This is a genomic window from Acidisphaera sp. S103, from assembly GCF_009765975.1.
Classification (GTDB): Bacteria; Pseudomonadota; Alphaproteobacteria; order Acetobacterales; family Acetobacteraceae; genus Rhodopila.
On record NZ_LMUJ01000036.1, the window covers coordinates 253867 to 278677 of the forward strand.

General features: G+C 65.0%; 16 protein-coding genes. 8 read left to right on the top strand and 8 right to left on the bottom strand.

All coding sequences use genetic code 11. The features are described 5' to 3' along the window. Positions 1 to 104: 104 nt before the first annotated feature. Together GSQ89_RS39880 and GSQ89_RS09590 are read right to left on the bottom strand one after the other, a co-directional pair. Positions 105 to 5699, bottom strand: coding sequence for an AIDA repeat-containing protein (locus GSQ89_RS39880; protein ID WP_158924388.1), 5595 nt, complete (start codon positions 5697 to 5699; stop codon positions 105 to 107). 345 nt (positions 5700 to 6044) lie between these two features. After that, positions 6045 to 6821 carry a helix-turn-helix transcriptional regulator gene (locus GSQ89_RS09590; protein ID WP_158924390.1) on the bottom strand — a complete coding sequence of 259 codons (777 nt, stop codon included), beginning with the start codon at positions 6819 to 6821 and terminating at the stop codon, positions 6045 to 6047. Between the two features lie 539 nt (positions 6822 to 7360). Here GSQ89_RS09590 and GSQ89_RS09595 point away from each other — a divergent pair. From GSQ89_RS09595 to GSQ89_RS09625, 7 genes are all read left to right on the top strand, one after another. Beyond that, positions 7361 to 8602 (top strand): extracellular solute-binding protein, encoded by a 1242-nt coding sequence (locus GSQ89_RS09595; protein ID WP_158924392.1) that lies wholly within the window; start codon positions 7361 to 7363, stop codon positions 8600 to 8602. 124 nt (positions 8603 to 8726) lie between these two features. Continuing rightward, positions 8727 to 9551: a carbohydrate ABC transporter permease gene (locus GSQ89_RS09600; RefSeq protein WP_158924394.1), complete on the top strand. Its 825-nt coding sequence runs from the start codon at positions 8727 to 8729 to the stop codon at positions 9549 to 9551. Beyond that, positions 9551 to 10405, top strand: coding sequence for a carbohydrate ABC transporter permease (locus tag GSQ89_RS09605; protein WP_158924396.1), 855 nt, complete (start codon positions 9551 to 9553; stop codon positions 10403 to 10405). Before GSQ89_RS09600 ends, GSQ89_RS09605 begins: the two co-directional genes overlap by 1 nt. After that, positions 10402 to 11478, top strand: coding sequence for an amidohydrolase family protein (locus tag GSQ89_RS09610; protein ID WP_158924398.1), 1077 nt, complete (start codon positions 10402 to 10404; stop codon positions 11476 to 11478). The genes GSQ89_RS09605 and GSQ89_RS09610 overlap by 4 nt, the downstream gene beginning before the upstream one ends. Then, entirely contained in the window at positions 11475 to 12590 is a 1116-nt protein-coding gene (locus GSQ89_RS09615; protein WP_158924400.1) for an amidohydrolase family protein, read from the top strand. The genes GSQ89_RS09610 and GSQ89_RS09615 overlap by 4 nt, the downstream gene beginning before the upstream one ends. Further along, complete coding sequence (locus GSQ89_RS09620) at positions 12562 to 14154, top strand: alpha-N-arabinofuranosidase (protein ID WP_254073147.1); 1593 nt, start codon at positions 12562 to 12564, stop codon at positions 14152 to 14154. Before GSQ89_RS09615 ends, GSQ89_RS09620 begins: the two co-directional genes overlap by 29 nt. A gap of 151 nt (positions 14155 to 14305) precedes the next feature. Next, positions 14306 to 17710: a carboxyl transferase domain-containing protein gene (locus tag GSQ89_RS09625; protein ID WP_158924402.1), complete on the top strand. Its 3405-nt coding sequence runs from the start codon at positions 14306 to 14308 to the stop codon at positions 17708 to 17710. A 671-nt stretch (positions 17711 to 18381) separates the two neighbouring features. On the opposite strand, the gene GSQ89_RS09630 is transcribed toward GSQ89_RS09625, so the two are convergent. Beyond that, on the bottom strand, positions 18382 to 18555 hold the full coding sequence (locus tag GSQ89_RS09630) for a hypothetical protein (protein WP_158924404.1): 174 nt from the start codon (positions 18553 to 18555) through the stop codon (positions 18382 to 18384). Between the two features lie 509 nt (positions 18556 to 19064). Between GSQ89_RS09630 and GSQ89_RS09635 the strand changes: the two genes are divergently transcribed. Then, positions 19065 to 20153 (top strand): mandelate racemase/muconate lactonizing enzyme family protein, encoded by a 1089-nt coding sequence (locus GSQ89_RS09635; protein ID WP_158924406.1) that lies wholly within the window; start codon positions 19065 to 19067, stop codon positions 20151 to 20153. Between the two features lie 83 nt (positions 20154 to 20236). Here the strand turns inward: GSQ89_RS09635 and GSQ89_RS09640 are convergent, their stop codons facing one another. The 5 genes from GSQ89_RS09640 to GSQ89_RS09660 form a co-directional block, all read right to left on the bottom strand. Next, a complete protein-coding gene (locus tag GSQ89_RS09640) occupies positions 20237 to 21640 on the bottom strand; it encodes an amidase (RefSeq protein WP_158924408.1) in 1404 nt (467 codons plus the stop codon). Further along, positions 21640 to 21816 carry a hypothetical protein gene (locus GSQ89_RS09645; RefSeq protein ID WP_158924410.1) on the bottom strand — a complete coding sequence of 59 codons (177 nt, stop codon included), beginning with the start codon at positions 21814 to 21816 and terminating at the stop codon, positions 21640 to 21642. Before GSQ89_RS09645 ends, GSQ89_RS09640 begins: the two co-directional genes overlap by 1 nt. Positions 21817 to 21893: 77 nt before the next feature. After that, positions 21894 to 22874 carry an ABC transporter ATP-binding protein gene (locus GSQ89_RS09650; protein WP_158924412.1) on the bottom strand — a complete coding sequence of 327 codons (981 nt, stop codon included), beginning with the start codon at positions 22872 to 22874 and terminating at the stop codon, positions 21894 to 21896. Further along, entirely contained in the window at positions 22867 to 23907 is a 1041-nt protein-coding gene (locus GSQ89_RS09655) for an ABC transporter ATP-binding protein (RefSeq protein ID WP_158924414.1), read from the bottom strand. The genes GSQ89_RS09650 and GSQ89_RS09655 overlap by 8 nt, the downstream gene beginning before the upstream one ends. Continuing rightward, positions 23904 to 24809: an ABC transporter permease gene (locus GSQ89_RS09660; protein WP_158924416.1), complete on the bottom strand. Its 906-nt coding sequence runs from the start codon at positions 24807 to 24809 to the stop codon at positions 23904 to 23906. Before GSQ89_RS09660 ends, GSQ89_RS09655 begins: the two co-directional genes overlap by 4 nt. Positions 24810 to 24811: the final 2 nt, after the last annotated feature.

Here is a 24811-nt window from a genome sequence, read left to right on the forward strand (position 1 = left end):
CCATGACGAATCGACTGGCGAATAAGGCGACCGAGGCGTGCCGGCACTTATACCAACGCCGTTACCGGTACCAACACCGTTATCGGGCGGGAAGGCTGGGGGCCTCAGGCGGGGCGGCGTGAGGCTTCGTGCGGTGTTTGATGCAGGCCCGCTGCCCGGTCGTCCGGATACCGGGTTGCCGCACCCAATCGCAGCGTCACCTCGGCGCCCTGGTCGAAGCGGGCGAAGGCGTCGATCGGCAATGCGGCTCGGCCGTTGGTCCAGCGTAGGTTGTCGGCTGGCTCGTAGCCGTGGAAGCCGGTGGCCAGGCGTTCGTCGTCGGCGTCGAACAGCATGAACCTGGCGCCCTGGCGTATCGTCACCTGACGTAGGGCCACGCCCAGGGTCCTGGGGTCGCGGGCGATGCCGAGTTCGGACGGCACGCCGGTGCGGGAAGCAACGACCACGCTGGCCGGGGTGGCGGGCAGGCGGAAAATGTAAGTGGAATCCGTGTGCTCCCGAGGGTCCACGCGTGTGCCGTCGACGATCAGGTGCAGATCGGGATCGTCGGTCAGCGGCCCGGTATCGCCTGTGCCGGTTCGGTCCAGCAGGCGTTGCCATGCGGCATCGACGACGGGGCCGCCGGTCAGCACGGGGGCGTAGGGGTCCTGCGGCGGCAGGTACCAGGATTCGTTGGTATTACGGAACAGCCAGCGGTTGCCGTCGTCGCGGTAGGTTTCGGCCGGCACGCCGTTGGCGATCAGTACGTCGTGGGTTTTCAGTTCGACGTGGTAGATCTCGACTTCCTGCGCCCTGTCGTCCCACACGATGGTCCGGTGGTTGACCAGGAATTCCACCGGGATCAGCGCGCCATCGATATACAGCGCGTGCGCCTTGGTGATGTGCAGGTCCTGGTGCGGCAGGTTGTCGGCCAGGGCGCCTTTACGGACGATGACCGGGGTCTCGACGCTGCGCTTGCCGCGGGTCGCCAGGACTTTGCCGTGGCCGATCCAGATGACTTTGCGCGGTCCGTTGTGGGCGGTCATGACGCTGTCGCCGACCCGCAGTTTCTCCACTCGCACTTCGCCGGCGGGCGTGCCGATCAGCGTCCCGGCCACGAAACAGATCACCGGGGAGCCGTTTTGCAACGTCAGCTCCGTCCCCAGCGTGTTCGAGGTCACCGCGAACGCTTCGTCAGTGTAGGCGCCTACCAGTTGCTGCGTATAGACGGTGCTGCCGTCGGAGGTGACGGACAGCACGTCGCTGGCATCGATGATGGCTGTTTCGCTGCCGTCGTAGGCGAAATTCAGCAGCACAATGGAGCCGCCGACATCGACCGTGATGTTGCTGGCCACGCCGGTACCTGACAGGACCTCGAATCCGCCGCTTTCGACCGTGGTGTTGCTGGCCACGCCGCCGGAGAAGATGTCTTCATGGCCGCCGGCCTCGACCGTCGTGAAGTTCGCGGCGCCGTGGACATAGCTGTAGCCGCCGCTGTCCACCGTCGTACTGATGGCGGAACCACCGCCGGAGACGAATTGCTGGCCCTCGATCGTGGCACCGCTGTCGGTGGCGCCGTTGTCGACCAGGTCCAACCCGCCGCTTTCCACCGTGGTGCTGACGGCGAAGTTGGAATCCTGGACGGTGCCGCCGTCTTCCACGGTGGTGAAGCTGGCCGAACCGAAAATGGCGGCGGAGCCGCTGTTCAGCACGGTGGCGGAGATCGCGGTGCCGGAGACGACGTTCAGAACGCCGCCGCTGGAGATGGTCGTGTAGAGTGCCGACCCGCCGCCCGAGATGTATTCGAAACCGCCGGTGTTCACCGTCGTGCTGATGCTTTTGGCACCGGGGCCTTCGAGAGTTTCCTGGAAGCTGACGACGGTGGTGAAACTGGTGACGCCGCCGGCAAACACCTCCTGGTTGCCGCTGACAGTGGCGCTGATGGCGACGCCGCCGGACGATATGGCCTGGGTGCCGCGTACGAGGGTCGACTCGGCGGTGCCGCCGGCGAACACGGTTTGGGTGCCGGCGAGCGAGACCGTGGTGCTGGTCGCGGACCCGCCGGAGGAGATCGCTTCGGTGCCGCTGCTGGCCACCGTGGTGAAGCTGGCAGAACCGCCGGACACGACCTGGCTGCCGCCGCTGCTGACCGTGGTGCTGACTGCGGAGCCACCGGAATAGACCAGTTCGCTGCCGCCGGTGTGTACCGTGGTGACGCTGGTCGTTCCGCCGGACGACACTTGGGCGGCGCCACCGCTCGAGACGATCGTGCTGATCGCGACACCGCCGAAGCTGACCGCCTCGACGCCGCCGGCCGACACCGTGGTGCTGACCGCGGACCCGGCGGAGGTGACAGTGGCGGTGCCGCTGCTGCGGATGGTGGTCAGGCTGGTGGTGCCCCCGGCCGAGACGTATTGCAGGCCGCCGCTGCTCACCGTCGCGCTGGTGGCGGTGCCGCCGGAGAAGACCGCCTGTTGGGCGCCGCTTTCCAGCGTGATGCTGGTGGCGGTGCCGCCGGACAGCACGTACTGGATGTCGGCACCGCTGAACGTGGAGCCGGTTTCCGACGCGCCGCTGAAGGTCACGCCGGAATGGGTGACGACCACGGCGACGCCGGTTGAAATCACCGCCCCGCCGGAGGTCTGGGTGCCGGTGACGTTGGCGCCGGGCAGTACGATTTGGTCGCCGCCGCTGCCGACGATCGAGCCATCGGCCGTGCCGCCGGACGATACCACCTGGACGCCGGCACTGATCAGTTCGGTGTTGCTTGCGGTGCCGCCGGACAGGACATCCTGGATGCCGCCGGCGCCGAACGCGATGCCGCTGGAGGTGTGGCCGGAGGCGACGATCTCGGTGCCGCTGCTCGCCACGTCCTGCAAGGTGAGCAGGGTTCCGGATGCTGTGGAGGTGACCGAGAACGCGTCACCCAGGTAGCTGCCCGCCAGTTGCTGAGTGTACAGCGGGACGCCGCCCGCCCGGACCGTCAGCATGTCGTTCGACGAGATCGTGGCGGTTTCGCCGCTGAAATAGGGGGTGGTTTCCAGCAGGATCGAGCCGCCGAGCGCCACGGTCGACTCGAAGGCTACGCCGCCGGACAGGATTTCGGTGGCGCCGCTGTCGACCGTCGTGCTGATGGCTTCGGCGCTGGCGGATATGACCTGGAACCCGCCGCTCAATACGGTCGTATCGATGGCGGAGCCGGCGAACCGTAGATCCTGCTGGCCGCCGCTGCCGACCTGTGTGGCGATGGCGGTGCCGCTGGAGAAGACGGTCTGCTGGCCGCCCTGATCGACCGTCGTGCTGATGGCGGACCCGCCGGCGTAGACGTCCTGCCGGCCGCCGCTGCTGACCGTGGTGAAACTGGCGGTGCCGCCGGAGAAGACGGCTTGATCGCCGCCGCTGCTGACCGTGGTGAAGCTGGCCGAACCCGTGGACAGCACGTATTGGACCGCGCCGCTGAGCAGGCTGGTGTTGGTTTGCGACGCGCCGGTGAAGGTCACACCCGAGTAGACCCGGACATCGGCGACGCCGGTCGAAATCACGGTACCGTCGACGGTGGGGGTGTCGATCGTGCTGCCGGGCAGGGCGATCAGATAGCCGCCGGACTCGATGGTGGTGGTGTCGGCGGTGGCGCCGGACGACACCACCTGGACGCCGCCGCTTTCCACGGTGATGTTGCTGGTGGTGCCGCCGGGCAGCACGACCAGTTCGCCGTCGTCGGGGACCGGCAGCAGGCTGGATGTCACGCCGGCGGACACCGTCACGTACAGGCTGGACGCGGTCGGCGACAGTTCCAGCGTCAGCAGCGTGCCGGATGCGTTCGAAGTGACCGAGACGACCTCATCGGTGTAGGTGCCGGCCAGCGTCTGCGAATAGACGGTGCTGCCGCCGGAACTGACCGTCAGTTGATCGCCGGTGATGGTGGCAGTTTCGCCCGCGGAATAGGGGGTCGTCTCCAGCAGGATCGAACCGCCAGCGTGCAGCCGCGTGTCGCTGACCGCGCCGTTGGAGATAACGAGCCAGCCGCCGCTTTCCACCGTGGTGAAGGTGGCCGAACCGACAAGCCCTGCACTGAGGGAGGAGTAAACGTCCTCGGTGCCGCCGTTCTCGATCGTGGTGTTGCTGGTTATGGCACCGGAATAGACGAAGACCTGCCCGCCGCCCTCGATCACGGTGTCGCTGGTGATGGCACCGGAATAGACGAATTGCTGGGCGCCGCTCTCCACCGTGGTGGCGGTCGTGAAGGCTGAGTACAGGACGTTCTCGACGGCGCCGTCTTCCAGCGTGGTGCTGATGGCGTTGCCGGAGATGTAGTCGAAACCGCCGCTTTCGACGGTGGTGCTGATGACGAGCGTGCCGTAGTCGACATCCAGTTCGCCGCCGTCTTGCACGGTCGTGGCAAGGCCGGAGGCGAAGGAGTAGAAGTATTGGGTTCCGCCGTTCTCGATCGTCGTACTGACGGCGAGGCCGCCGGAGGAGACGATTTGAAATCCACCGCTTTCGACCGTGGCGCCGGTAGCTGTGCCGCCGTTTGAAACGAATTCGTTGGCGCCTTTCTCGATCGTCGTGCCGCTGGCGGCACCGCCGGTGAAGACGGTTTCGGTGCCGCCGCTGCCGATCGTGGTGTTGAGAGTGACGCCACCGGAGGAGACGGCGTCGTTGCCGCCGCTCAGGATCGCGAAGTTGACGCCGGAACCGGCGGACAGGGTCGCGCTGCCGCCTTTGCTGATGGTCGTGCCGCTGGCGATGCCGCCGGAATAGACAAACTCGGCACCGCGGCTGGTGACGGTGGTGTCGATGGCACTGCCGCCGGAATAGACATATTGGTCGCCGCCACTGCTGACGGTGGTGTCGATGGCGGAGCCGGTGGCCAGGACGTATTGGCTGAGGCCGCTGGTCAGGGCGGCGCCGGTTTCGGTTTGTCCGCTGAACACCAGGCCGGACTTCGGGCTGATGGTGACCACGCCGGTCGCGGCCACGTCGCCGGCGCCCGAGGTGACAAGGCCGTTCACCGTGCTGCCGGGCAGCGCGATCAGCAGGCCGCCGGCCATGACCGTGTTGCCGTTGGCGGTGCCGCCTTGAACCACGATCTCTATGCCGCCGCTGTCGACGGTCGTACCCTGCGCGGTGGCGCCGGAGGAGACAACGAACAGACCGCCGTTTTCGACCGTGGTGGCGATGGCGGAGCCGTGCGCGTTCACCTGTTCGTAGCCGCCGCTCTGCACGGTGGTGCTGGTCGCGCTGCCGGCCGACGAAACGACCTGGGTGCCGGCCAGATCGGTGTCGAAGGCGGCGCCGCCGGAGAAGATGAATTGCTGTCCGCCCGCTTCGACGGTGATGGACGTGGCGGTGCCGGAGGAGAGACGTTCCTCGCCGCCGCTCTGTACGGTCGTGCTGATGACGGTGCCGCCGGATTGGACGAGTTCCTCGCCGCCGGATTGCACCAGGGTGACGATGTCGGTGCCGCTGAATTCCGCGTCGATCAGGCCGCCGCTCTGAACGGTGGTGCTGTATGCGAAGCCGTCGGGGTTATCCAGGCCGCCGCTGCTGCCGAGTACGGTGAGGCTGGCGACGGCGCCGGCGAAGAGTTGGATCTCACCGCCGGCGAAAGCTGTCGTGCCGACAGCTATGGCGTCTGGGTCAATCTCGAGTTCGTCGTTGGCGCCGACTTGCACACCGGAGGAGGTGACGCCGGACGATACGGTGGTGACGTTGGTCACAGAGTCAGATCCTGTGGGCTGCGTGTGGCGGGCGGCGTTGGGGGAGGCGCGGCGTGCTGTTGCGGCACCGGTTCAGCCGGGTGGGCGGTTCGGGGAATGGGTCTTCTCCATCTGCCCGGATCATTCGGGTGGAAGACCGATGCGCGCCGTCTCGGCCCGCATGTGCCGTAACAAAAGGGCGTGTGCCATTGAGCTCCGTTCCGCGATGCAGCCTCCTTGGACACCGACCGGAGCCAAGCCGCGATTGACCGCTTAAGCCGTTAGATTAGCTTAACGTATCGGAAGTGATGTGAGGCTGTCACCCCTACGGATTAGTAGGGGGGTGGAACGATGCAAGCGGCAGCGTCAGCCACCACCGCGCAACCAAAGTCTGGTCAGGCCTGCTCGGCTGCGGACACCGAATTTGCGATAGATGCCGACCACATATTGATGGACGGTGGATGACGCCAAGCCCAACTGGGGCGCAAAGTCTTTCTCCGAGGCATCGGTCAGCAGCAAGGGCAGCACCCTGCGTTCGGCCCCCGATAGTGGTGCCGATGCCATCAGCAGTCCCTGGTTGAGCATCAGGTTGCGGTGAAACCATTTGATGCCGCGCAGGGTGTCGGCGAACAGGGCGATCTGTTCGTCCGTGAACATGGTGCGGGCGTAGAAACCGAAATGAGACTCGCAATCCTCATTCAGGGGAAATGCGACGAAGACGGCATCGAATGTGCCGGCCGAGGCGTAGTGATGCTGGTAGAAGGCGGATTCGAACCAATCCGGGGGCAGTTCCCGGCGGAAGGAATAGGTTCTGAAGGTGCCGACGCCCCGCATCGGCAGAAGAAACGAGGGGTCGATTTCCCGCTTGTCCCAGATCTTCAATATCTCTTTGAAATGTCCTTCGTCCGGGTGGGGGGGAACCGGGTGGAGTGCCTGCACGGCACCGACGCGCCATCCCAGGAGCGGGTCGTCGTCGTGACCACCGTCCAGCCGGGTCGCGCCGGCCCAGGTGGCATTCCAGGCGCCGCCTCCATCGCAGAGAAACGACATCAGATGCGCGGCGGCCTGGGCGGACCGATCGGCCCCGAAATCAGCCAGGTCGTCCCAAAGACTATGAATATCTTCCTTGCCAGCGGTGTTCATGTGCCTCATCGTCGGCTTATTCCGGCGCGTTGCGGTGTGACAAAAAGCAACAGAGCGTCCACTTGCGTTACGGGCGCGAGGCCGTCAAGGCGGCGGTGGGTCGCCTTGCCGCGAGAGGGTGCAATCGTTCGTGGGAGTAACGCTTCAGCCGGATCCCAGGGTGTCCCATCTCTGTTGGGGCGGGCTTTTCACAACTCGGCAGACGTGGAGGAATCGGCCGCGTCTCGCGCAGCCGTTTCACGCGCTCAAAAGGGGACATTCCAATACCGGCCGGAGGGGATATTCCTATGTTGGGTCAACACGTGGCCGGCCGAACTTGTGCCGCCTCGCATTTCCCCGTTAGGATCGGGGCGGGCAAAAAGACGGTTGTAATTGCCAGGGGCACGGCCCGTAGGGCGTGCCCGTGAGAAAAAAAGACCAAACGGAGGGACGCTCGAAATGACCACTGTAGGCGCCATGTCGCCGCCGCCTGGAGGGCAGACGAAGTCCGACCCGCAAGCCGGATGCGCCGGTCCCCGCGGAACCAGGGGCTGAGCCGGATGCCCCCCGTCACCCGCCGTGGTTTGGTCGCCGGCGCCTCTATCGGCAGTCTCGCACTCCCATTCATCCGGCCGGCGCGCGCCGCCGAGACGGTGCAGATGCTCAGCCATCGCTTCCCGGCGCTTGAAGTCCTGGCCGCGAACATGCGCAGCGCGATCCCCGGGGTTGAGGTGAATACGCAGCTTATGCCGTTCGACAAGGCGCTGGAACTCGCCACCATCGCGTTTTCGTCGAAAGCTACGTCCCCCGACATCGTTTACGCCAACGACAGCACTTTCCTGACCTTTGCCAAGAACGGCTGGATCCGGCCGCTCGACGACCTTTGGGCAAAGCACCGGGAGGAGTTCGGGCTCGACGATTTCACCAAGACCGTGGTGGCGGAGCGCAGTTACCAGGGCAAGATCTGGGGCGTACCGGCGACCAGCAATACGCTGCTGTTCTTCTATCGCAAGGACCTGTTCGACAAGGCGGGCAAGCAGCCGCCCAAGACGATCGTCGAGTATCGCGATCTGGCGAAGTCGTTCAACTCGCCGATGCGTGCCGGCACGATCAGTTGCCTGCGCCCGGTGGACGCCGCGCTGAACGAGGTCAACTACTACATGAGCGCGATGGGCGCGGCCTGGTTCGACGACAAGTGGCATCCGGTGTTCAACGACGCCAAGGGTGTGGCGGCGATCGAGATGCTGGCGGACATCGACCATTACGCCCAGCAGGGCTTCACCAATGCCGCCAACGATGAATGCATGATCGCCCTGCAGCAGGACACGGCGGCGATGGGCGTGCAATGGGCGACGCGCGCTTTGGCGATGGACGATCCGAACAAGTCGCGCGTCGTCGACAAGATCGACTGGGCGGTGCCGCCACAGGGTCATCAGACCGTCGGCGGTGATGGATACTGCATCTCCGCTTTCTCCAAGCAGGATCCCGATCTGCTGTTCCGTATCCTGGCGACGGCGACGAACCAGAAGAACCTGCGCCCGGCTGCCGGCATGATGGTGCCGACGCGCACGTCGATCCTGGAGGATGCGGACCTGCGGCAGAAATACCGCTTCTTCCCGGCCGCCCTGGCGGCGATGAAGGTGGGACAAACCTATCCGAAGCTGCCCGAGTTCTACTCGGTCGGCCAATTCATCACGCAACGGATCAACCAGGCCTTGATGCGCCAGATGACCGTCAAGGCGGCGCTGGACGCCGCGGCGGGAGAGACCGAGGCTTACCTCAAAGGTCACGGCTATTACTGATGACGAACCGGCCGTAGCGGGAACGAACGTCATCGCCGCGGCGCAATCGGTCCGTCGCGGGGCGCGACGCAAGCGGCACCTTGGCTCCGCTTCCAGCGCCTGGCTGTTCCTGCTGCCCAGCGGTGTGACGCTGCTCGCCGTGCTGTTGGTGCCGCTTGGCTACGCGATGTGGCTGAGCCTGTTCGACTATGACATCGGCGCCGGGATCGACCGGTTCATCGGCCTTGGCAACTACAGCGCATTGCTTGCAGACCAGCAGTTCTGGGACTCGCTGGGCCGCACCGTGGTGATCGTGGCCTGCAGCGTGACGCTGGAATTCACCGTGGGCCTGCTGGTCGCCTACGGCCTGTATCGCCTGACGTATGGTGTGCGCACGCTCAACCTGCTGATGTTCCTGCCCAACGTCATCACGCCGGTGGTGGCGGCACTGTTCCTGCGCTGGATCTTCGTCAGCCGGTGGGGGCTGCTGTCGGGCATCCTGATCGGCCTGGGCATATTCCCCCCCGACTTCCTGGGCGACCCCGACTGGGCGCGAGCCGTCGTGATCCTGGCGGACGCCTGGCAGTTTACGCCGTTCATGATCCTGGTGCTGTACGCCGGCCTCAACACGGTCGATCAGAGCCAGATCGAGGCCGCACAGATCGACGGTGCCGGACCCTGGATGCTGCTGCTGCGCATCATGGTGCCGGCCATCCGCCCGCTGATCGCCTTCGTGCTGGCGATCCGGCTGATGGACGCGTTCCGCTTCTTCGACCAGATCTACGTGCTGACCGCCGGCGGACCCGGCACTGCGACCGAGACGATCACGCTTTACACCTACGCACTTGCCTTCAGGCTGCTGCAGGTCGGCAAAGCCTCCGCGCTGGGTGTGATCACCCTGCTGATTGTCGCCGCGGCGGTCCTGGGCATGATCATGACATTATACCGGCGCGACAGGGCAGCGTTCTGATGGATGCGGCGACGACCAAACGCAGATGGTGGAGCGGGCACGCGCGGACGCAGGTTCCGCTGTTCCTGCTGTTGTGCGGCTTCACCGCGGTGAACCTGACGCCCGTGGTCTGGGCGGTGCTGACGTCGTTCAAGCAGCCGGTGGATGCCTTCGCCGTCCCGCCCGAACTGGTGTTCACGCCGACCTTCACATTCCACTACCAGGTCTGGGTGGAAAAGGCGTTCTGGCATTACCTGATCAATAGCGTCGTCATCTCGGTCAGCACCGTCGTGATTTCGGTCTCGATCGGCACGATGGCGGCCTATGGCCTGTCGCGGCTGCGCTCCAACACGTCCCGCGGGGTGCTGTTCGCCATCCTGTCGATGCGGATGTTCCCGCATATCCTGCTGGCCATCCCGTTCTTTGTCCTGGCCAGGATGCTGGGACTGATCAACACCTACCCGGCGATGATCCTGGCGCTCGTTGCGATTAACCAACCATTCACCATATGGCTGATGCGCAGCTTCTTCCTGGACGTGCCGGGCGAACTGTATGAGGCGGCGGAGATCGACGGCTGCAACGCCTGGCAGGTGTTCGCTCGCGTCGGCCTGCCCCTGGTCCGGCCCGGGCTGTGGGTCACCGCGCTGTTCAGCCTGCTGCTGGCCTACAACGAATTCCTGCTTGGCCTGGTGCTGACCGGTCCGGCGACCAAGACGCTGCCGGTGGCATTGTCGGAATACGGCGCCGAGGACATCAACTACTGGACGCTGTCGGCAGCCGCCGCGGTGGGCATCATGCTGCCGATCGTCGCGTTCATGATACTGCTGCAACGCCACCTGGTGCGGGGGCTGTCGATGGGAGCGGTGAAGGGATGATCGCGCCAACAGCCACGACGGGGCCGATCGACAGCGACATCCACCCGGCGGTGGCCGGCTTGGCGACGCTGCTGCCATACCTGCCCGACCCCTGGCGGGAACAGGTCGTCCAGCGCGGCATGCAGGACCTGGAGACGATCGCCTACCCGGCCAATGCGCCGATCACATCCCGTTCGGACTGGCGGCCGGCCAGCGGCAAGGCGGCCGCCAGCCTGGACCGGCTGCGGTCGGAGGCGCTGGACCCGTTCGGCACCAGGATCGCCATCTGCAACTGCCTCTACGGCGTCCAGGCGCTGTTCAGCGAGGACATGGCCGCAGCGTTCGCCAGGGCGGTCAATCAATGGATGGCGAACGAGTGGCTCGACCGCGAGCCTCGCCTGCGTGCCTCCATCGTCCTGCCGATGCAGAGCGTGGAGCGGGCGGTGGACGAGATCGAGCACTGGGCCCCGGACCGGCGTTTCGTCCAGGCGATGGTGCTGGCGTCGGGTGACGCCCCGCTGGGCAAGCGGCAGTACTGGCCGATCTACGCGGCGGCGGTTCGCCACGATCTGCCGATCGGCATCCATGCCGGCAGCGCCTATCACAATCCGAACACCGCGGCGGGATGGGGCTCGACCGTCACCGAGGATTATGTCGGCCAGGCGCAGGCGTTCCAGTCGCAACTGACCAGCCTGATCTGCGAAGGCGTGTTCAGCAAGTTTCCGACGTTGAAGGTCGTGCTGCTGGAATCCGGATTCACCTGGCTGGCGCCGCATATGTGGCGGCTGACGAAATACTGGCGCGGCCTGCGCCCGGAAATCCCCTGGGTGGACCGCACGCCGGCCGAGATCGTGCGCAGCAATGTCCGTCTGACGCTTCAGCCGGTGGACGCGCCGGCTGGTCAGGGGCAGTTGCAACGGATGATCGACCATATGGGATCCGACCGGCTGCTGCTGTTTTCCACCGATTACCCGCACTGGCAGTTCGACGGTTCGGCCGCCATGCCGGACGGGTTGTCGCCGGAACTGACCCGGCGCATCCTGGTTGACAATCCGCTGGAAACCTACACACGCCTGAAGGAGACGGGGCCATGACCGTGGACGTGCTGAACCGCACCCCGATCGTACCGGCCGGCATCACAAAGCTGGCGATCGCCGATTGCGACATCCATCCGGTCATCCGCTCCCTTCAGGAGTCGGTATACCCCTATCTGTCGTCGCGCTGGCGGCACCATCTTGAAACCTATGGCATGAGCCAGCGTGTCGCCTACCAGAACGGTGCGCCACCTTATCCCAAGGCGTTCCCGAATGCCGCCCGCCGCGATGCCTGGCCGCCCGGCGGCAATCCGGGCACCGACCTCGATTTCATGCGGTTCCAACACCTGGACGCCCATAACGTGACGTTCGCGATGTGCAATCCGCTGATGCCCAGCGGCCAGGGCTTCGCCAACGCGCAACTCAGCGCCGCGCTGTGCCACGCGACCAACGAATGGCAGAAGCACGCGCTGGTCGCCGAGGACGGGCGGCTGCGGGCCTCGGTGGTGGTGCCGTATGAGGACGCCGTCGCGTCGGTGCAGGAGATCGACCTGCGCGCCGGCGACACCGACTTCGCCCAGGTGCTGCTGCTGAGCCGGACCGCCGAGCCGCTGGGGCAGCGGCGCTACTGGCCGATTTTCGAGGCAGCGGTGCGGGCTGGGCTGCCGGTCGCTATCCACGCCTTCGGCTACGGTGGCAGTCCGATCACCAGCGCGGGCTGGCCGTCCTACTACATCGAGGAGATGGCCGGGCATGCCCAGAACGCCCAGGCGTTGCTCAGCAGCCTGGTGCTGGACGGCGTGTTCGAGCGCTTCCCGACCCTTCGGGTGATCATTGTGGAAGCCGGTTTCGCCTGGCTGCCGGCGTTGTGCGGCAGGCTCGACAAGCACTGGCTGCGCATGCGCGATGAGACGCCGGAGCTGCGGCGCCTGCCATCCGAATACATCCGCCAGCAGGTCTGGCTGACCACCCAGCCGATGGAGGAGCCGGAAACCCGCGAGCACCTGCTCGACATCATCGAGTGGATTGGCTGGGACCGGCTGCTGTTCGCCAGCGATTATCCGCACTGGGATTATGACGATCCCGAACAGGCCCTGCCGATCCGGCTGAGCGAGGCGCAGCGCCGGCAGTTCTTCCTTGGCAATGCCCAGGCGCTTTATCGTCTGGCCTGACGGCCGCGCCGCCATGCGCCACAGTGAGGTCCTGATCGACCGGGCGTTCGAGATCGGTGCGACCGATCCGCGCCTGTTCGGCGCGTTCGTCGAGCATCTCGGCCGAAGTGTCTACGGTGGTATATACGAGCCCGGCCACAAGACGGCGGACCCGGCCGGCTACCGCCAGGACGTGCTGGCGTTGATCCGCGAACTGGGTCCGACGATCGTCCGCTATCCCGGCGGCAATTTCGTTTCCGGCTACAACTGGGAAGATGGCGTGGGTCCGGTGGCGCAACGGCCGCGGCGCCTTGACCTGGCCTGGATGTCCGCCGAACCGAATAGTTTCGGCACCAACGAATTCATCGACTGGTGCCGTCTGGCCGGGATCGAACCGATGCTCGCGGTCAACCTGGGCACGCGCGGTGCCGAGGCGGCCGGACGGCTGGTCGAATACTGCAACCATCCTGCCGGGACCGCGATGTCGGATCTGCGGCGGTCGCATGGCTGGGAGCAGCCGCACGCGGTGAAATTCTGGTGCCTCGGCAACGAAATGGATGCGCCGTGGCAGATCGGCGCGAAGACCGCCGACGAGTACGGGCGGCTTGCCACCGAAGCGGCCAAGGTGATGCGCTGGGTGGACCCGACCGTCGAACTCGCCGCATGCGGCTCCTGCGGGCGCAATATGCCGAACTTCGGGCGGTGGGAAGATGTTGTGCTGGAGCATTGTTTCGATGAGGTCGAATGGATCTCGCTGCACACCTACCTGAATGACTATGCCGGGGACACGGCTGCGTTTCTGGCCAGCGCCGACACCGTCGATCATTTCATCGAGGAAGTGATCGCCGTCGCGGATTCCGTCGCCGCTCGGCGGCGGTCGCGCAAGCGGATCAAGCTGAGCCTCGACGAGTGGAATGTTTGGTATCGCACGCGGCGCCCGCGTGCGACGCGCGTGAAGCCCGGCTGGCCGGTCGCGCCGGACATCCTGCAGGAGATCTACACGATGAAGGATGCCCTGGCGTTCGGGGGCATGGTCATCGCGCTGCTGAACCACGCCGACCGCGTCCGCGCGGCCTGCCTGGCGCAACTTGTCAACGTGCTGGCGCCGATCATGACCGAGACCGGCGGTCCAGCCTGGCGGCAGACGATTTTCTGGCCGTTCGCCCACATGACCCGGTTCGGCCGCGGTACGGTGCTGCGCGCGCTGGTCCACTGCGAGACGTACTCTGCCGTTTATCACGACCCGCTCGGGCCGGTGGATGTGCCGGTCGAGCTTCCGGCCGTCTCCTACCTCAAGCTTGCGGCCGTCCACGACGATGGGGGCGTGACGTTGTTCATGCTGAACCGCGATCTCGAAGGTCCGATCCGGATGCAGGCGACGTTGCGGGGGTTCGGTCCGTTGCGGGTGGCCGACGCGCTGACCCTGCACGATGCCGACCTGGAGGCGATCAACCACCGCGATGCACCGGATCGAATCAGACCTGTCGCGCTTGACGGGGTCGAACAGAACGCCGACGGCCTGCGCGTGTTGCTGCCGCCTGCATCCTGGAGCGTCATCAGGCTGGTCGCGCTCCCGCGGGGCTGATTGCCATCAGGCGGTCGCCTCGGACCTGGACCCGCGCGGACAAAGCGTGTTCCGTGCGTGTGCCTGATCCCAGGAGCCATGCCATGACGCAGCCCCCTTCGGTACGCGTTCGGCTGTACGTGCGTAAAGCAAACGGGGAAACAAGAAGAAGATGCCTATCAAGCGACTGCTGATTGCCAATCGCGGCGAGATCGCCATACGGATCGCGCGCGCTGCTGCCGACCTCGGGCTGAGTGCCGTTGCGGTGTATGGCGCCGATGATGCGCGATCCTTGCATCTGCGTATCGCAGACGATGCGGTGGAACTGCCGGGGCGTGGTGCGGCCGCGTATCTGGACATCGAGGCGATCGTGTCGGCTGCGAAGGCGGCGGGCTGCGACGCGATCCATCCTGGGTATGGCTTCCTGGCCGAGCGGCCTGATTTCGCGGTGCGATGCGCGGAGGCCGGGTTGACGTTCGTTGGTCCGTCCGTTGCGCATCTGACGCTGTTCGGCGACAAGGCCCGCGCTCGCAAGGCGGCGCTGGATGCGGATGTGCCGGTGATCCGTGGGCTGGATCATGCGGTGTCGCTGGACGAGGCGCGCGCGTTTTTCGCCGGCCTGCACGGCGGGGCGATGATCATCAAGGCGCTCGCCGGTGGCGGTGGCCGCGGCACGCGGGCGGTACTGACGGAAGAGGATGTTGCGCCTGCGTATGAACGATGCCGTTCGGAAGCCGAGGCGGGGTTCGGCCGCGGTGACGTCTATGTGGAGGAATTCATCCCCCGCGCTCGCCATGTCGAGGTGCAGATCCTGGGGGACCTGTCCGGCGGCGTCGCGCATCTGGGCGAGCGCGAATGCAGTATTCAGAGGCGGTTTCAGAAGGTGATCGAAATCGCGCCCGCGCCGGCGATGGATGACGATTTGCGGCATCGTATCATCGAGGCGGCGATGCGGTTCGCGCGGCGGGTCGATTACACCAATCTTGGCACGTTCGAGTTCCTGGTCGATGTCACCGGGCGTGCGGGTGCGGAGCCCTTTGTTTTTATTGAAACCAATGCTCGGTTGCAGGTCGAGCACACGGTGACGGAGGCGGTGACCGGCGTCGATCTGGTGCAGACGCAGATCATGCTGGCTGAAGGCAGGACGCTGAAGGAGCTGGGGCTGCATCATCAGGACGCAGCCCGGCCGCGCGGCTTTGCCATCCAGGCCCGGGTCAACATGGAAACGATCGGTGCGGATGGTGTCGTGCGGCCCGGCGGCGGCACGCTGACCGTCTACGAGGCGCCGAACGGTCCGGGCGTGCGAACCGACGGATTCGGCTATGCCGGGTATCGGACGTCCGGCGCGTTCGATTCGCTGCTGGCCAAGGTCATTGCGCATGCGCCGCAGCCGGATTTTGCCGCCGCGGTGGCTCGGCTTTCGCGAGCGCTGGCGGAGTTTCGGCTGGAGGGGGTTGCAACGAATATTGGTTTCCTGCGTAATATCCTAAGCCATCCCGATTTCGTTGCGGGTCGCGTCCATACGCGCTGGATCGACGAACAGATCGGTGCGTTGGCGGCTTCGGAGCAACATCGGCAGTTGTTCGTGGAGCCGGTGCGGCAGGGCGCTGGTGATGCGGGATTCGCCGGTGCTCGGGTGAAGAGCCGCGATCCGTTGGCGCTGTTCGCCCATGACGCCGCGGCCAAGGCACAGCAGGCGGCCGTCGTGGAGGAGGATGACGAAGCGCCGGACCTGGCCGGTCCCGACGGTTCGGTTGGCGTTGCGTCGCCCATCCAGGGGATGATCGTTTCGATCAGCGTTGCCGAAGGGGATGAGGTGCGGCAAGGCCAGCAGGTCGCCGTGGTTGAGGCGATGAAGATGGAGCATGTCATAGCCGCCCCGTTCAGTGGCATCGTCCGCCGCGTGACCATGGCTGTCGAGGACGTGGTGCGGGAAGGGTTCCCGATCGTCTTCATCCAGCAGGCCGAGGTGGCGGAGGGCGGTGCCGTTGCCGAGACGGTGGAGCGCGACCTGGATCACATCCGTGGCGATCTGCGGGAAAGTATCGAACGCCATTCGCTGACTCTGGATGAGAACCGGCCGGATTCGGTCGCTCGCCGTCGCAAGACCGGTCATCGGATGCCACGGGAGAATATCGAGCGGCTGGTCGATGCCGGATCGTTTGACGAATACTGGCCGCTGCTTGTTGCGCGGCAGCATCAGCGTCATTCGATGGAGGCGCTGCGTAAGAACACGCCGGGCGATGGGGTCGTCGCGGGCATGTGCTCGATCAACGGCGACCTGTTCGATGCGACGCGGGCTCGGGCGGCGCTGGTGCATTACGACTACACCGTGCTGGCCGGAACGCAGGGGCACCGCAACCACTACAAGCAGGACCGGATGTTCGAGCTGGTCCACAGGTTCCGGCTGCCGCTGGTGCTGTTCGGAGAGGGCGGTGGCGGGCGGCCGGGTGAGGACAATATCGGGCCGCGCGTTGCTATCGACACGACGACGTTCACCACGTTCTCCCGGTTGAGCGGGCTGGTGCCGCTGATCGCGATCGTCAACGGGCGCACTTTCGCGGGTAATACCGCGCTGGTGGCGTGCAGCGATGTCATCATCGCGACCGAAGGGTCTACGCTGGGCATGGGCGGCCCGGCGATGATCGAGGGCGGCGGGCTGGGCATCTATACGCCCGAGGAAGTGGGCCCGATGTCGGTGCAGGTGCCGAACGGCGTCGTCGACATCCTGGTCAAGGACGAATTCGCCGCGGTGGATGTGGCGAAGAAATACCTGTCGTATTTCCAGGGACCGGTCGCCGCGTGGGAGGCGCACGATCAGCGCCTGTTGCGTCACGCGGTGCCGGAGAACCGGCTGCGGCTGTATGACATGCGCACGATCATCGATACGATCGCCGATAAGGACTCGGTGCTGGAAATCCGTCCGAAGTTCGGCGTTGGGGTCATCACCGCCTTCATGCGCGTGGAAGGCCGGCCGATGGGCGTGATCGCCAACAACCCGCACCATCTGGCCGGTGCGGTGGACTCGCCCGGCGCGGACAAGGGTGCCAGGTTTTTGCAGCTATGCGATGCGTTCGACATTCCGGTCCTGAGCTTGATCGATTGCCCGGGCATCATGGTCGGGCCGGAGGTGGAGCGGACGGCGCTGGTGCGGCATTGCACACGGCTGTTCAATGTCGGCGCCAACATGACGACGCCGTTGTTCACCGTGGTCGTCCGCAAGGCCTACGGGCTGGGTGCGCAGGCGATGCTGGGGGCGGGGGCGTTGGTCGGCTTTTTCGCTGTCGCTTGGCCGACAGCGGAGTTCGCCGGCATGAACATCGAGGGTGCGGTCAAGCTGGGATATCGCAAGGAGCTGATGGCAATCGAAGATCCCGAAGCGCGCCGGCGCGAATTCGAGGGCCGCACCGCAGCGGCCTACGACGCTGCCAAGGCGGTGAACGCGGTGATGGGCGGCGGCATCGACGACGTGATCGATCCGGCGGAGACGCGGCGCTGGATCGCGAATGCGCTGAAGCGGGTGCCGCCGGTGCCGCCTCGGACGGAGAAGAAGTATCCGTATATCGATCCGTGGTGAACGGGTTGGCAGAGCGTGGCACTGGTGTTGCGTTGTATCTGACGACGACAGTTGGATGCTCAGCCGTTACGAGATTTATCGAGGATGACCGACTCGTTTCGGAGCTGCTGGCGCGTTCGCGCCAGCAGCCGACCGTCACCTCAATAGTAGCGCCAGTGATGATGCCACCAATGGCGACGCCAATGGTGGTGCCAGTAGTGCCGATGATGCCAACGGTGCCAATAGACCTGCTGTATGTCAGGACCTTGTTGCGTGACGCCATTAGCGGGCGGCCGGACGGGTGCGGCTGCCGCGGGCAGAGACAGTCCAGCAACTACAGCACCGATGGCGACGCCGCGCAGGAGCATCTTGGTCATTAAGAACCTCTATCGTGTCGTAACAGCACGAAGCATCCCGGGTCTTTGCGTCGATTGGATGGCGGCATTTCCTGGAAAAAGTGACGTTCGTGTGAGCGGCGCCCGGTCGGAAAAAGTGACTGTGGAAGGCGCGGGGAGGGAAGGGTGCTGGTGGTGGGATGGGGTCACGCTCGACGGCGTCCGCCGTGAAACTGACTGGCGATTGGCCGAAGTGGCAGCGATGACGCGTGCGTAAAATTGCGCAGGGATGGGCGCAGCAAGCACATCCTTCCGACCTGGAATGGCTCCGCTCAATACCGGATCGCCACGGCGCCCCTAGATGTCTACGGCGGTCTTGCCAGGGCTGTAGGCGATGTCGCCGTGTGACCCCGGATGGCTGGTCGCGTCGAGCAGAACAGCGGCACCACTGGCCAGAGAAGCGATACCAGCAGACGCGATACCGGCGGTGACGGCGAGGGCGATGAACGCAGCAAAGATCATCTTTTTCATCGAAATTCTCCATCTCCGGTCGGGCGAGATGTCCGGCTTCGATGGGTCGTATTTGGACCTATGTCGATGAACCGATAATCCGCTTTCTGGGCATCGGATTTATGCGTCGTCTGGGGGAATGGATGCTCGACGGTCAGGCGCCGCGACGGCTGCCAAGTCAACTCATCGGTCACTGGGGGCTTTCAGGACGGGGGATGACCGCCGATCCGGCGAACAGGTCAAGCTCCAGTTGCGCCCTGTCGCCTGGTTCGTCCCGGCACCGTTCGCACGGGACCGCCTCGTAAGCCGGCGGCCACGGCCGTGGAATCGCTCTGCCGCATGATGGGCAAACTGTGTGGTATGGAGCGGTCATGCCGCAGCATGTTCTATTTATGTTCTTGTGACAATGCACCGCAGGGGCGTCGTTGCGTGGATCGATGGGTGGGTCGCGAAACGATGGGGGAGGTCCCAATTGACGACGACCGCCGACGGTGGCCTCCTCCAGCCGATCCCGCCCTGAGGAGGTACGTGTGAAGATTACTTCGATTGCGATGCAGGAGTATCGCTGGCCGCGCAGCAAGCCGATCGCCAACGGCAAACATACCTATACCCATGTCAACTACGCGCTGGTCAAGATCGCCACCGACCAGGGAATAACCGGTATCGGGCTCGGCCATGGCGGCGAGATCGAGCGCGCCATCATCGCCGGTTTCGCGCCGATGCTGGTGGGTGAGGACCCGATCGATGTCGAACGGCTGTGGCACAAGATGTGGGAGCCGAAGCTCGTCGGACGCCGCGGCCTGACCACACGGGCAATCTCCGCGATCGACATAGGATTATGGGACATTCGTGCCAAGGCTGCGAACATGCCCCTATGGAAGATGCTCGGCGGCTTTCGCGACCGCGTGCCGACCTACGTCGCCGGCGGCTATTATGAGGAAGGCAAGGGCCTGCGCGAACTTGCCCGAGAGATGGAAGACAACGTCAGGATGGGGGCCCGCGCCGTGAAAATGAAGGTGGGCGGCGTGCCGATCGCGGAGGATGCCGAACGGGTGCGCGTCGCGCGGGACGCGGTGGGACCGGGGGTGAAATTGCTGGTCGATGCGAACTGTGCCTATCGCTCTTACGAAGCGATTCAGTTTGCCCGCAAGATTGAGGCATACGACGTGTTCTGGTTCGAAGAGCCCGTGATGCCCGACGACTACGACGGCCACCGCAAACTGGCGCAGGCGACGTCGATCCCGATCGCGACCGGCGAGAACGAGTACACCCGTTATGGCTTCCGCGACCTGATCCGCAACGACTGCGCCGCGATCCTGAACGCGGACGCGAAAATCCTTGGCGGTGTCACGGAATTCATGAAGGTGGCGGCGCTCGCACAGGCACATGATCTGGACATTGCGCCGCATGGCTCACAGGACATCCACATCCATCTTGTCTCGGCGATCTCGAATGGGCTGATCCTGGAATTCTATCGTGACACCGTCGATCCGATGTGGGGGCGTATCTATCGTGAGACGCTGAAGCTGAACGACGACGGCACGGTCAGCGCGCCGATGGCGCCAGGCATCGGCATCGAACCGGATGAGAACGTGCTGGCACCCTATCGGATCGCGTGAGCGGCCGGAAAGCGGTTTTGTTGCAAACTTTCCGGAGGTAATTACTCAGATACCGCCATAGTTTTCAATGCCCGCTGCCTCGATCACCCGGCCAGGGCGGTCGACATCGACGGGCGCTTGTTTCGCCATGTCGTGGCTGCCTCGTAGGCGTGGCCGGCGCGGAAGACCGTTGCGTCAGCGAACGGCTTGCCGACGATCTGCATGCTGACGGGCAGCCCGCCTTCGCCGTAGCCGGTGCAGACGCTGAGCGCCGGCAGGCCGGTCAGGTTGAACGGCATGGTGAAGCCGGGTTTTTCGAACGTGCCCCATTTCGGCACTTCGGTGATTTTCGGAGCCTCGGCCGGGGCTGACGCGGTGATCAGGATGTCCAGGTCGGCCATGGCGTCGCGCATTTCCAGACACAGGACGCGGCGGCGGCGCAGGGCCTGCACGTAGGAGGAGGCGGGGATCAGGGCGCCGAAGGCGAGGCGGTCGCGCATCAGTTCGCCGTAGTCGTTGAAGCGTTCCTTCAGCCAGGGCTCGTGCACGGCGTAGGCCTCGGTGGTCAGGATCACCCAGCCGGGGGCGTTGTAGTCCATCATCGACGATACTTTGACGTCGCGGATTTCGGCGCCTTGCGAGCGGAAGAGGGTCAGGGCGTCCTCGATGCCCTTCAGGGTGGCGGGGCTGGCGGGATTGTCTTCTTCGTGGAAGTGGCGGATCACGCCGATGCGCAGGCCTTTGGCGCCTTTGTCCAGGTCGGCGGTGAAGTTGGCGACGGGGCGGTTGGCGCTGGCGGGGTCGAGCGGGTCGTATCCGGCCATTGCCTGCAGCAGCAGCGCGCAATCCTGCACGGTCCAGGCCAGCGGGCCGGTGTGGTCGAGGGTCTGCGACAGCGGCAGGACTCCGCGGCGGCTGGCGGTGCCGTAGGTCGGCTTGATGCCGGCGAGGCCGCACAGCGCGGCCGGCCCGCGGATCGAGCCGCCGGTGTCCGACCCGGTGCCGCCCATGACCAGCCCGGCCGCCACCGCGGCGCCGGTGCCGGACGACGAACCGGCAGTGAAATGATCGGGGTTCCAGGGATTGCGGGCGGGCGGCCAGGGCAGGTCGAAGGACGGGCCGCCGATGGCGAATTCATGCGTGGCGAGCTTGCCCATCATGATCGAGCCGGCCTCGGCCCATTTCTGCACCACCACCGAGTCTTCCGTGGGAACGTTGTGTTCCAGCAGCTTCGAGTGGGCTGTCGTGCGGATGCCGGCGGTGTTGTAAATGTCCTTGTGGGCGATCGGGATGCCGTCGAGCGGACCTTTGCGGCCGCCGGCCATCATGCGTGCCTCGGCGGCTTTGGCGTCGGCCATGGCGCGTTCTTCGGTGACCAGCAGGAAGCTGTGCAGGGTGGGGTCGAGTTTCTTCACGCGATCCAGGCAGGTTCGGGTGAGTTCGACGGGGGACAGCTTCTTGGCGGCGATCAGTTTGCCGGCCTCGGCGATGGTGAGGAACGGTTCCATCAGCGGACCTCCGGCTGGAAGATGTGCGCGGGTTCGGCTTCCCTCGGCAGGGGCGGGGTGGCGCGGGCGATCATGGCCTGGAACGTCGGATAGAACGCGAACAGGGTGGCTTTCTGGTCGTCGGTCAGTGTCAGGCCTGTCCGATCGACCAGCGTGCTGAATTCTTTTTTGTCCATGTTGTGTCGTCCCCTTTTTGTCCGTGCGGTCCGTGCGTGGATGGCCGGGACAGGCCCGGCCATGACGGCTAAGCCGTCTACGCGTCAGCCATTTCCTTTGCCCGTACGCAGCGGGCGGTTGCTCCGGTTTCTGTCGTTACCGTCGGGATGTCGCCTTGGCGACAGGCGTCGGCGGCGTAGCGGCAGCGCGGCGCGAAGGCACATCCGGGTGGCAGTTCAGCCAGGTTGGGTGGGCTGCCCGAAATCGTCTCCAGCGCGCGTCCCCGCATGCCACCATGGACGGTGGAGGACAGCAAGCCCTGGGTGTAGGGATGCATGGGATGACGCATCACCTGGCGGGTGGTTCCGGTTTCGACGAAGCGGCCGGCATACATCACCGCGATGCGGTCGGAGATTTCCGCCGCGGCGCCGACATCGTGGGTGACGAAGACGATCGCCATGCCGAGTTCTTCCTGAAGTTGGCGCAGCAGCAGGAGAATTTGGATCTGCACGGTGACGTCCAGCGCCGTTGTGGGTTCGTCGGCCAGCAGGACGCTGGGTTTGCAGGCCAGGGCCAGTGCGATCATGGCGCGTTGGCGCATGCCGCCGGACATTTCGTGCGGGAAATTTTTCAGGCGGCGTTCGGCGGAGGGGATTTTGACTTGTTCGAGGAGGCCGAGGGCGCGTTTCATGGCGGTGCGGTTGTCGCAGCCTTCGTGCTGGACGATGGTTTCGGCGATTTGTTCGCCGATCGTATAGACCGGGTCGAGGGCGGCCATCGGTTCCTGGAAGATCATCGAGACGGCGCCGCCTCGCAGTTTCGCCAACGCCGTTGCCGGCAGGCCGAGGATTTCCTGGCCGTTCAGCCAGACTTTTCCGGTTACGCCGGCGTAGGCGGGCAGCAGGCCCATCAGGGCTTTGAGGCTGACGCTTTTGCCGGAGCCGGATTCGCCGAGGATCGTCAGGGTTTCTCCGGCTTGCAGGGCGAAATCGACGCCGTTGACGGCGGCGACATTGGTGTTGCGGCGGGTGAAGCGGACTGTCAGGTCCTCGACGCGCAGGACGGGGTCGTTAGGCATGATACACCTGGGCTTCGGGGATGTGGCATGCCACGACATGTGTTGGGGCGGCGGCTTCAAAGGGTGCGGCCAGTGGCGGTGTTGTTGCGGCACAGCGCGGTTGGGCGAAGGCGCAGCGGGTGCGGAAGCGGCAGCCGGAGGGTGGGTTGATTGGGTTGGGTGGGTCGCCGGTCAGCGGCATTTCCGTGGTGCGGCGATCGGGGTCCAGGGTTGGTTTCGAGGCGAACAATGCACGCGTGTAGGGATGGCGCGGGTGGCGGTAGATGGATTCCACGGGGCCGGCCTCGACGACGCGGCCGAGATACATGACCATGACCCGGTCGCTCATGTATTCGACGACGTTCAGGTCGTGGCTGATGAAAAGATAAGTCAGATTCAGGCTTTGCTTGAGGTCGCTCAGCAGGTTCAGGACCTGGGCCTCGACGGATTTGTCCAGGGCGGCGACGGCTTCATCCAGGATCACCATGCGTGGTTCCAGCGCGAGGGCCCTGGCGATGTTTACGCGTTGGCGTTGGCCGCCGGACAGTTCGTGTGGGTATCTACGAGCGTATTGGCGCGGATTCAGTCCAACCCTCGACAGCAGATTTTCCGCTCGGTCGTACGCTGATTTGCGGCCAAGGCCGTGCATGCGCGGGGCGTAGGCGATGCTTTCAGCCATCGTCATGCGTGGGTTCAGTGACGAGTAGCTGTCCTGGAACACCATCTGCATCTGCCGGCGCATGTCGTTGACGGTGATACCATGCCGGTCGCCCACCGGATCGCCGTCGAAGATCACCGACCCGGCGTCAGGTTCCATCAGGCGCATCAGCAGGCGGGCGGTGGTGGATTTGCCGCAGCCGGATTCACCGACGATGCCGAGCGTTTCACCTTTGCGGACGGAGAATGATACGTCGTCGACGGCTTGTACTGTTGCCACCTGACGGTTCAGCAGGCCGCCTCGGACGGGGAAGTGTTTTTTCAGGTTTTCGACGACCAGCAGGGGCTGGGCGGGGCCGCCTCGGTCACGCGGGTCCAGTTCCAGAGCGGCACTCATTTGTTGAGCCTTACATCCATTGCGCCACGGACTCCGTCGCTCATGAGGTTGAAACACATCGAGGTCACGAAAATCATCAGCCCGGGTAGGGCGGCGACGTAGGGCTGCACGTAGATCGCCTGGCGTAGCGAATTCAGCATCAGGCCCCATTCCGCCTGCGGTGGCGTCACGCCAAGGCCGAGGAAGGACAGGCCGGCGGACAGGATGATGGAGACGCTGATCAGGCTGGTGGCGTAGACCATGATGGGACCGAGCACGTTCGCCAGCACGTGGTATCGTATGATTTGTAATGTGGTTGTGCCCGATGCGCGTGCGGCCTCGACGAAATCGAGGTTGCGGGCCTGTGTCGTTACGGTTTCCGACACGCGTACCATGGGCGGAATGAACACGACGGCGAGGGCGATGATGGAGTTGGACAGGCCGTTGCCGAGCAGGCCGCAGATGGCGATTGCCAGCAGGATGGATGGGAAGGCGTAGAACACATCCATCGTTCGCATGATCAGTGTGCCGGTCCAGCCGCCGGCGTAGCCTGCCAGGATGCCCAGGAAGCCACCGACGATCAGGGAGATCGTCACCGGCAGGATGGCGGCGAGCAGCGACAGGCGGCCTCCGTAACAAAGCCGGGTCCACAGGTCGCGTCCGGTTTCATCTGTACCGAGCCAGTGGCCTGGGGTGCCGATTGGTTTCAAACGGGTCAATACGCTGCCGACATAGGGGTCGTAATGGGTGACCAATGGCGCGCCCAGGGTGATGAACAGGATGGCGGCCAGCAGCAGGGAGACTGCCATGGTGGTTTTGTCGCGCAGCAGGCGTTGGCCGACTGATTTCCAATATCCCGGCGGGGGCGCGGCGGGGGCTTCCGCCCTCGATACGAGTTGGGTTTGCAGCGTGATGTCCGACATGT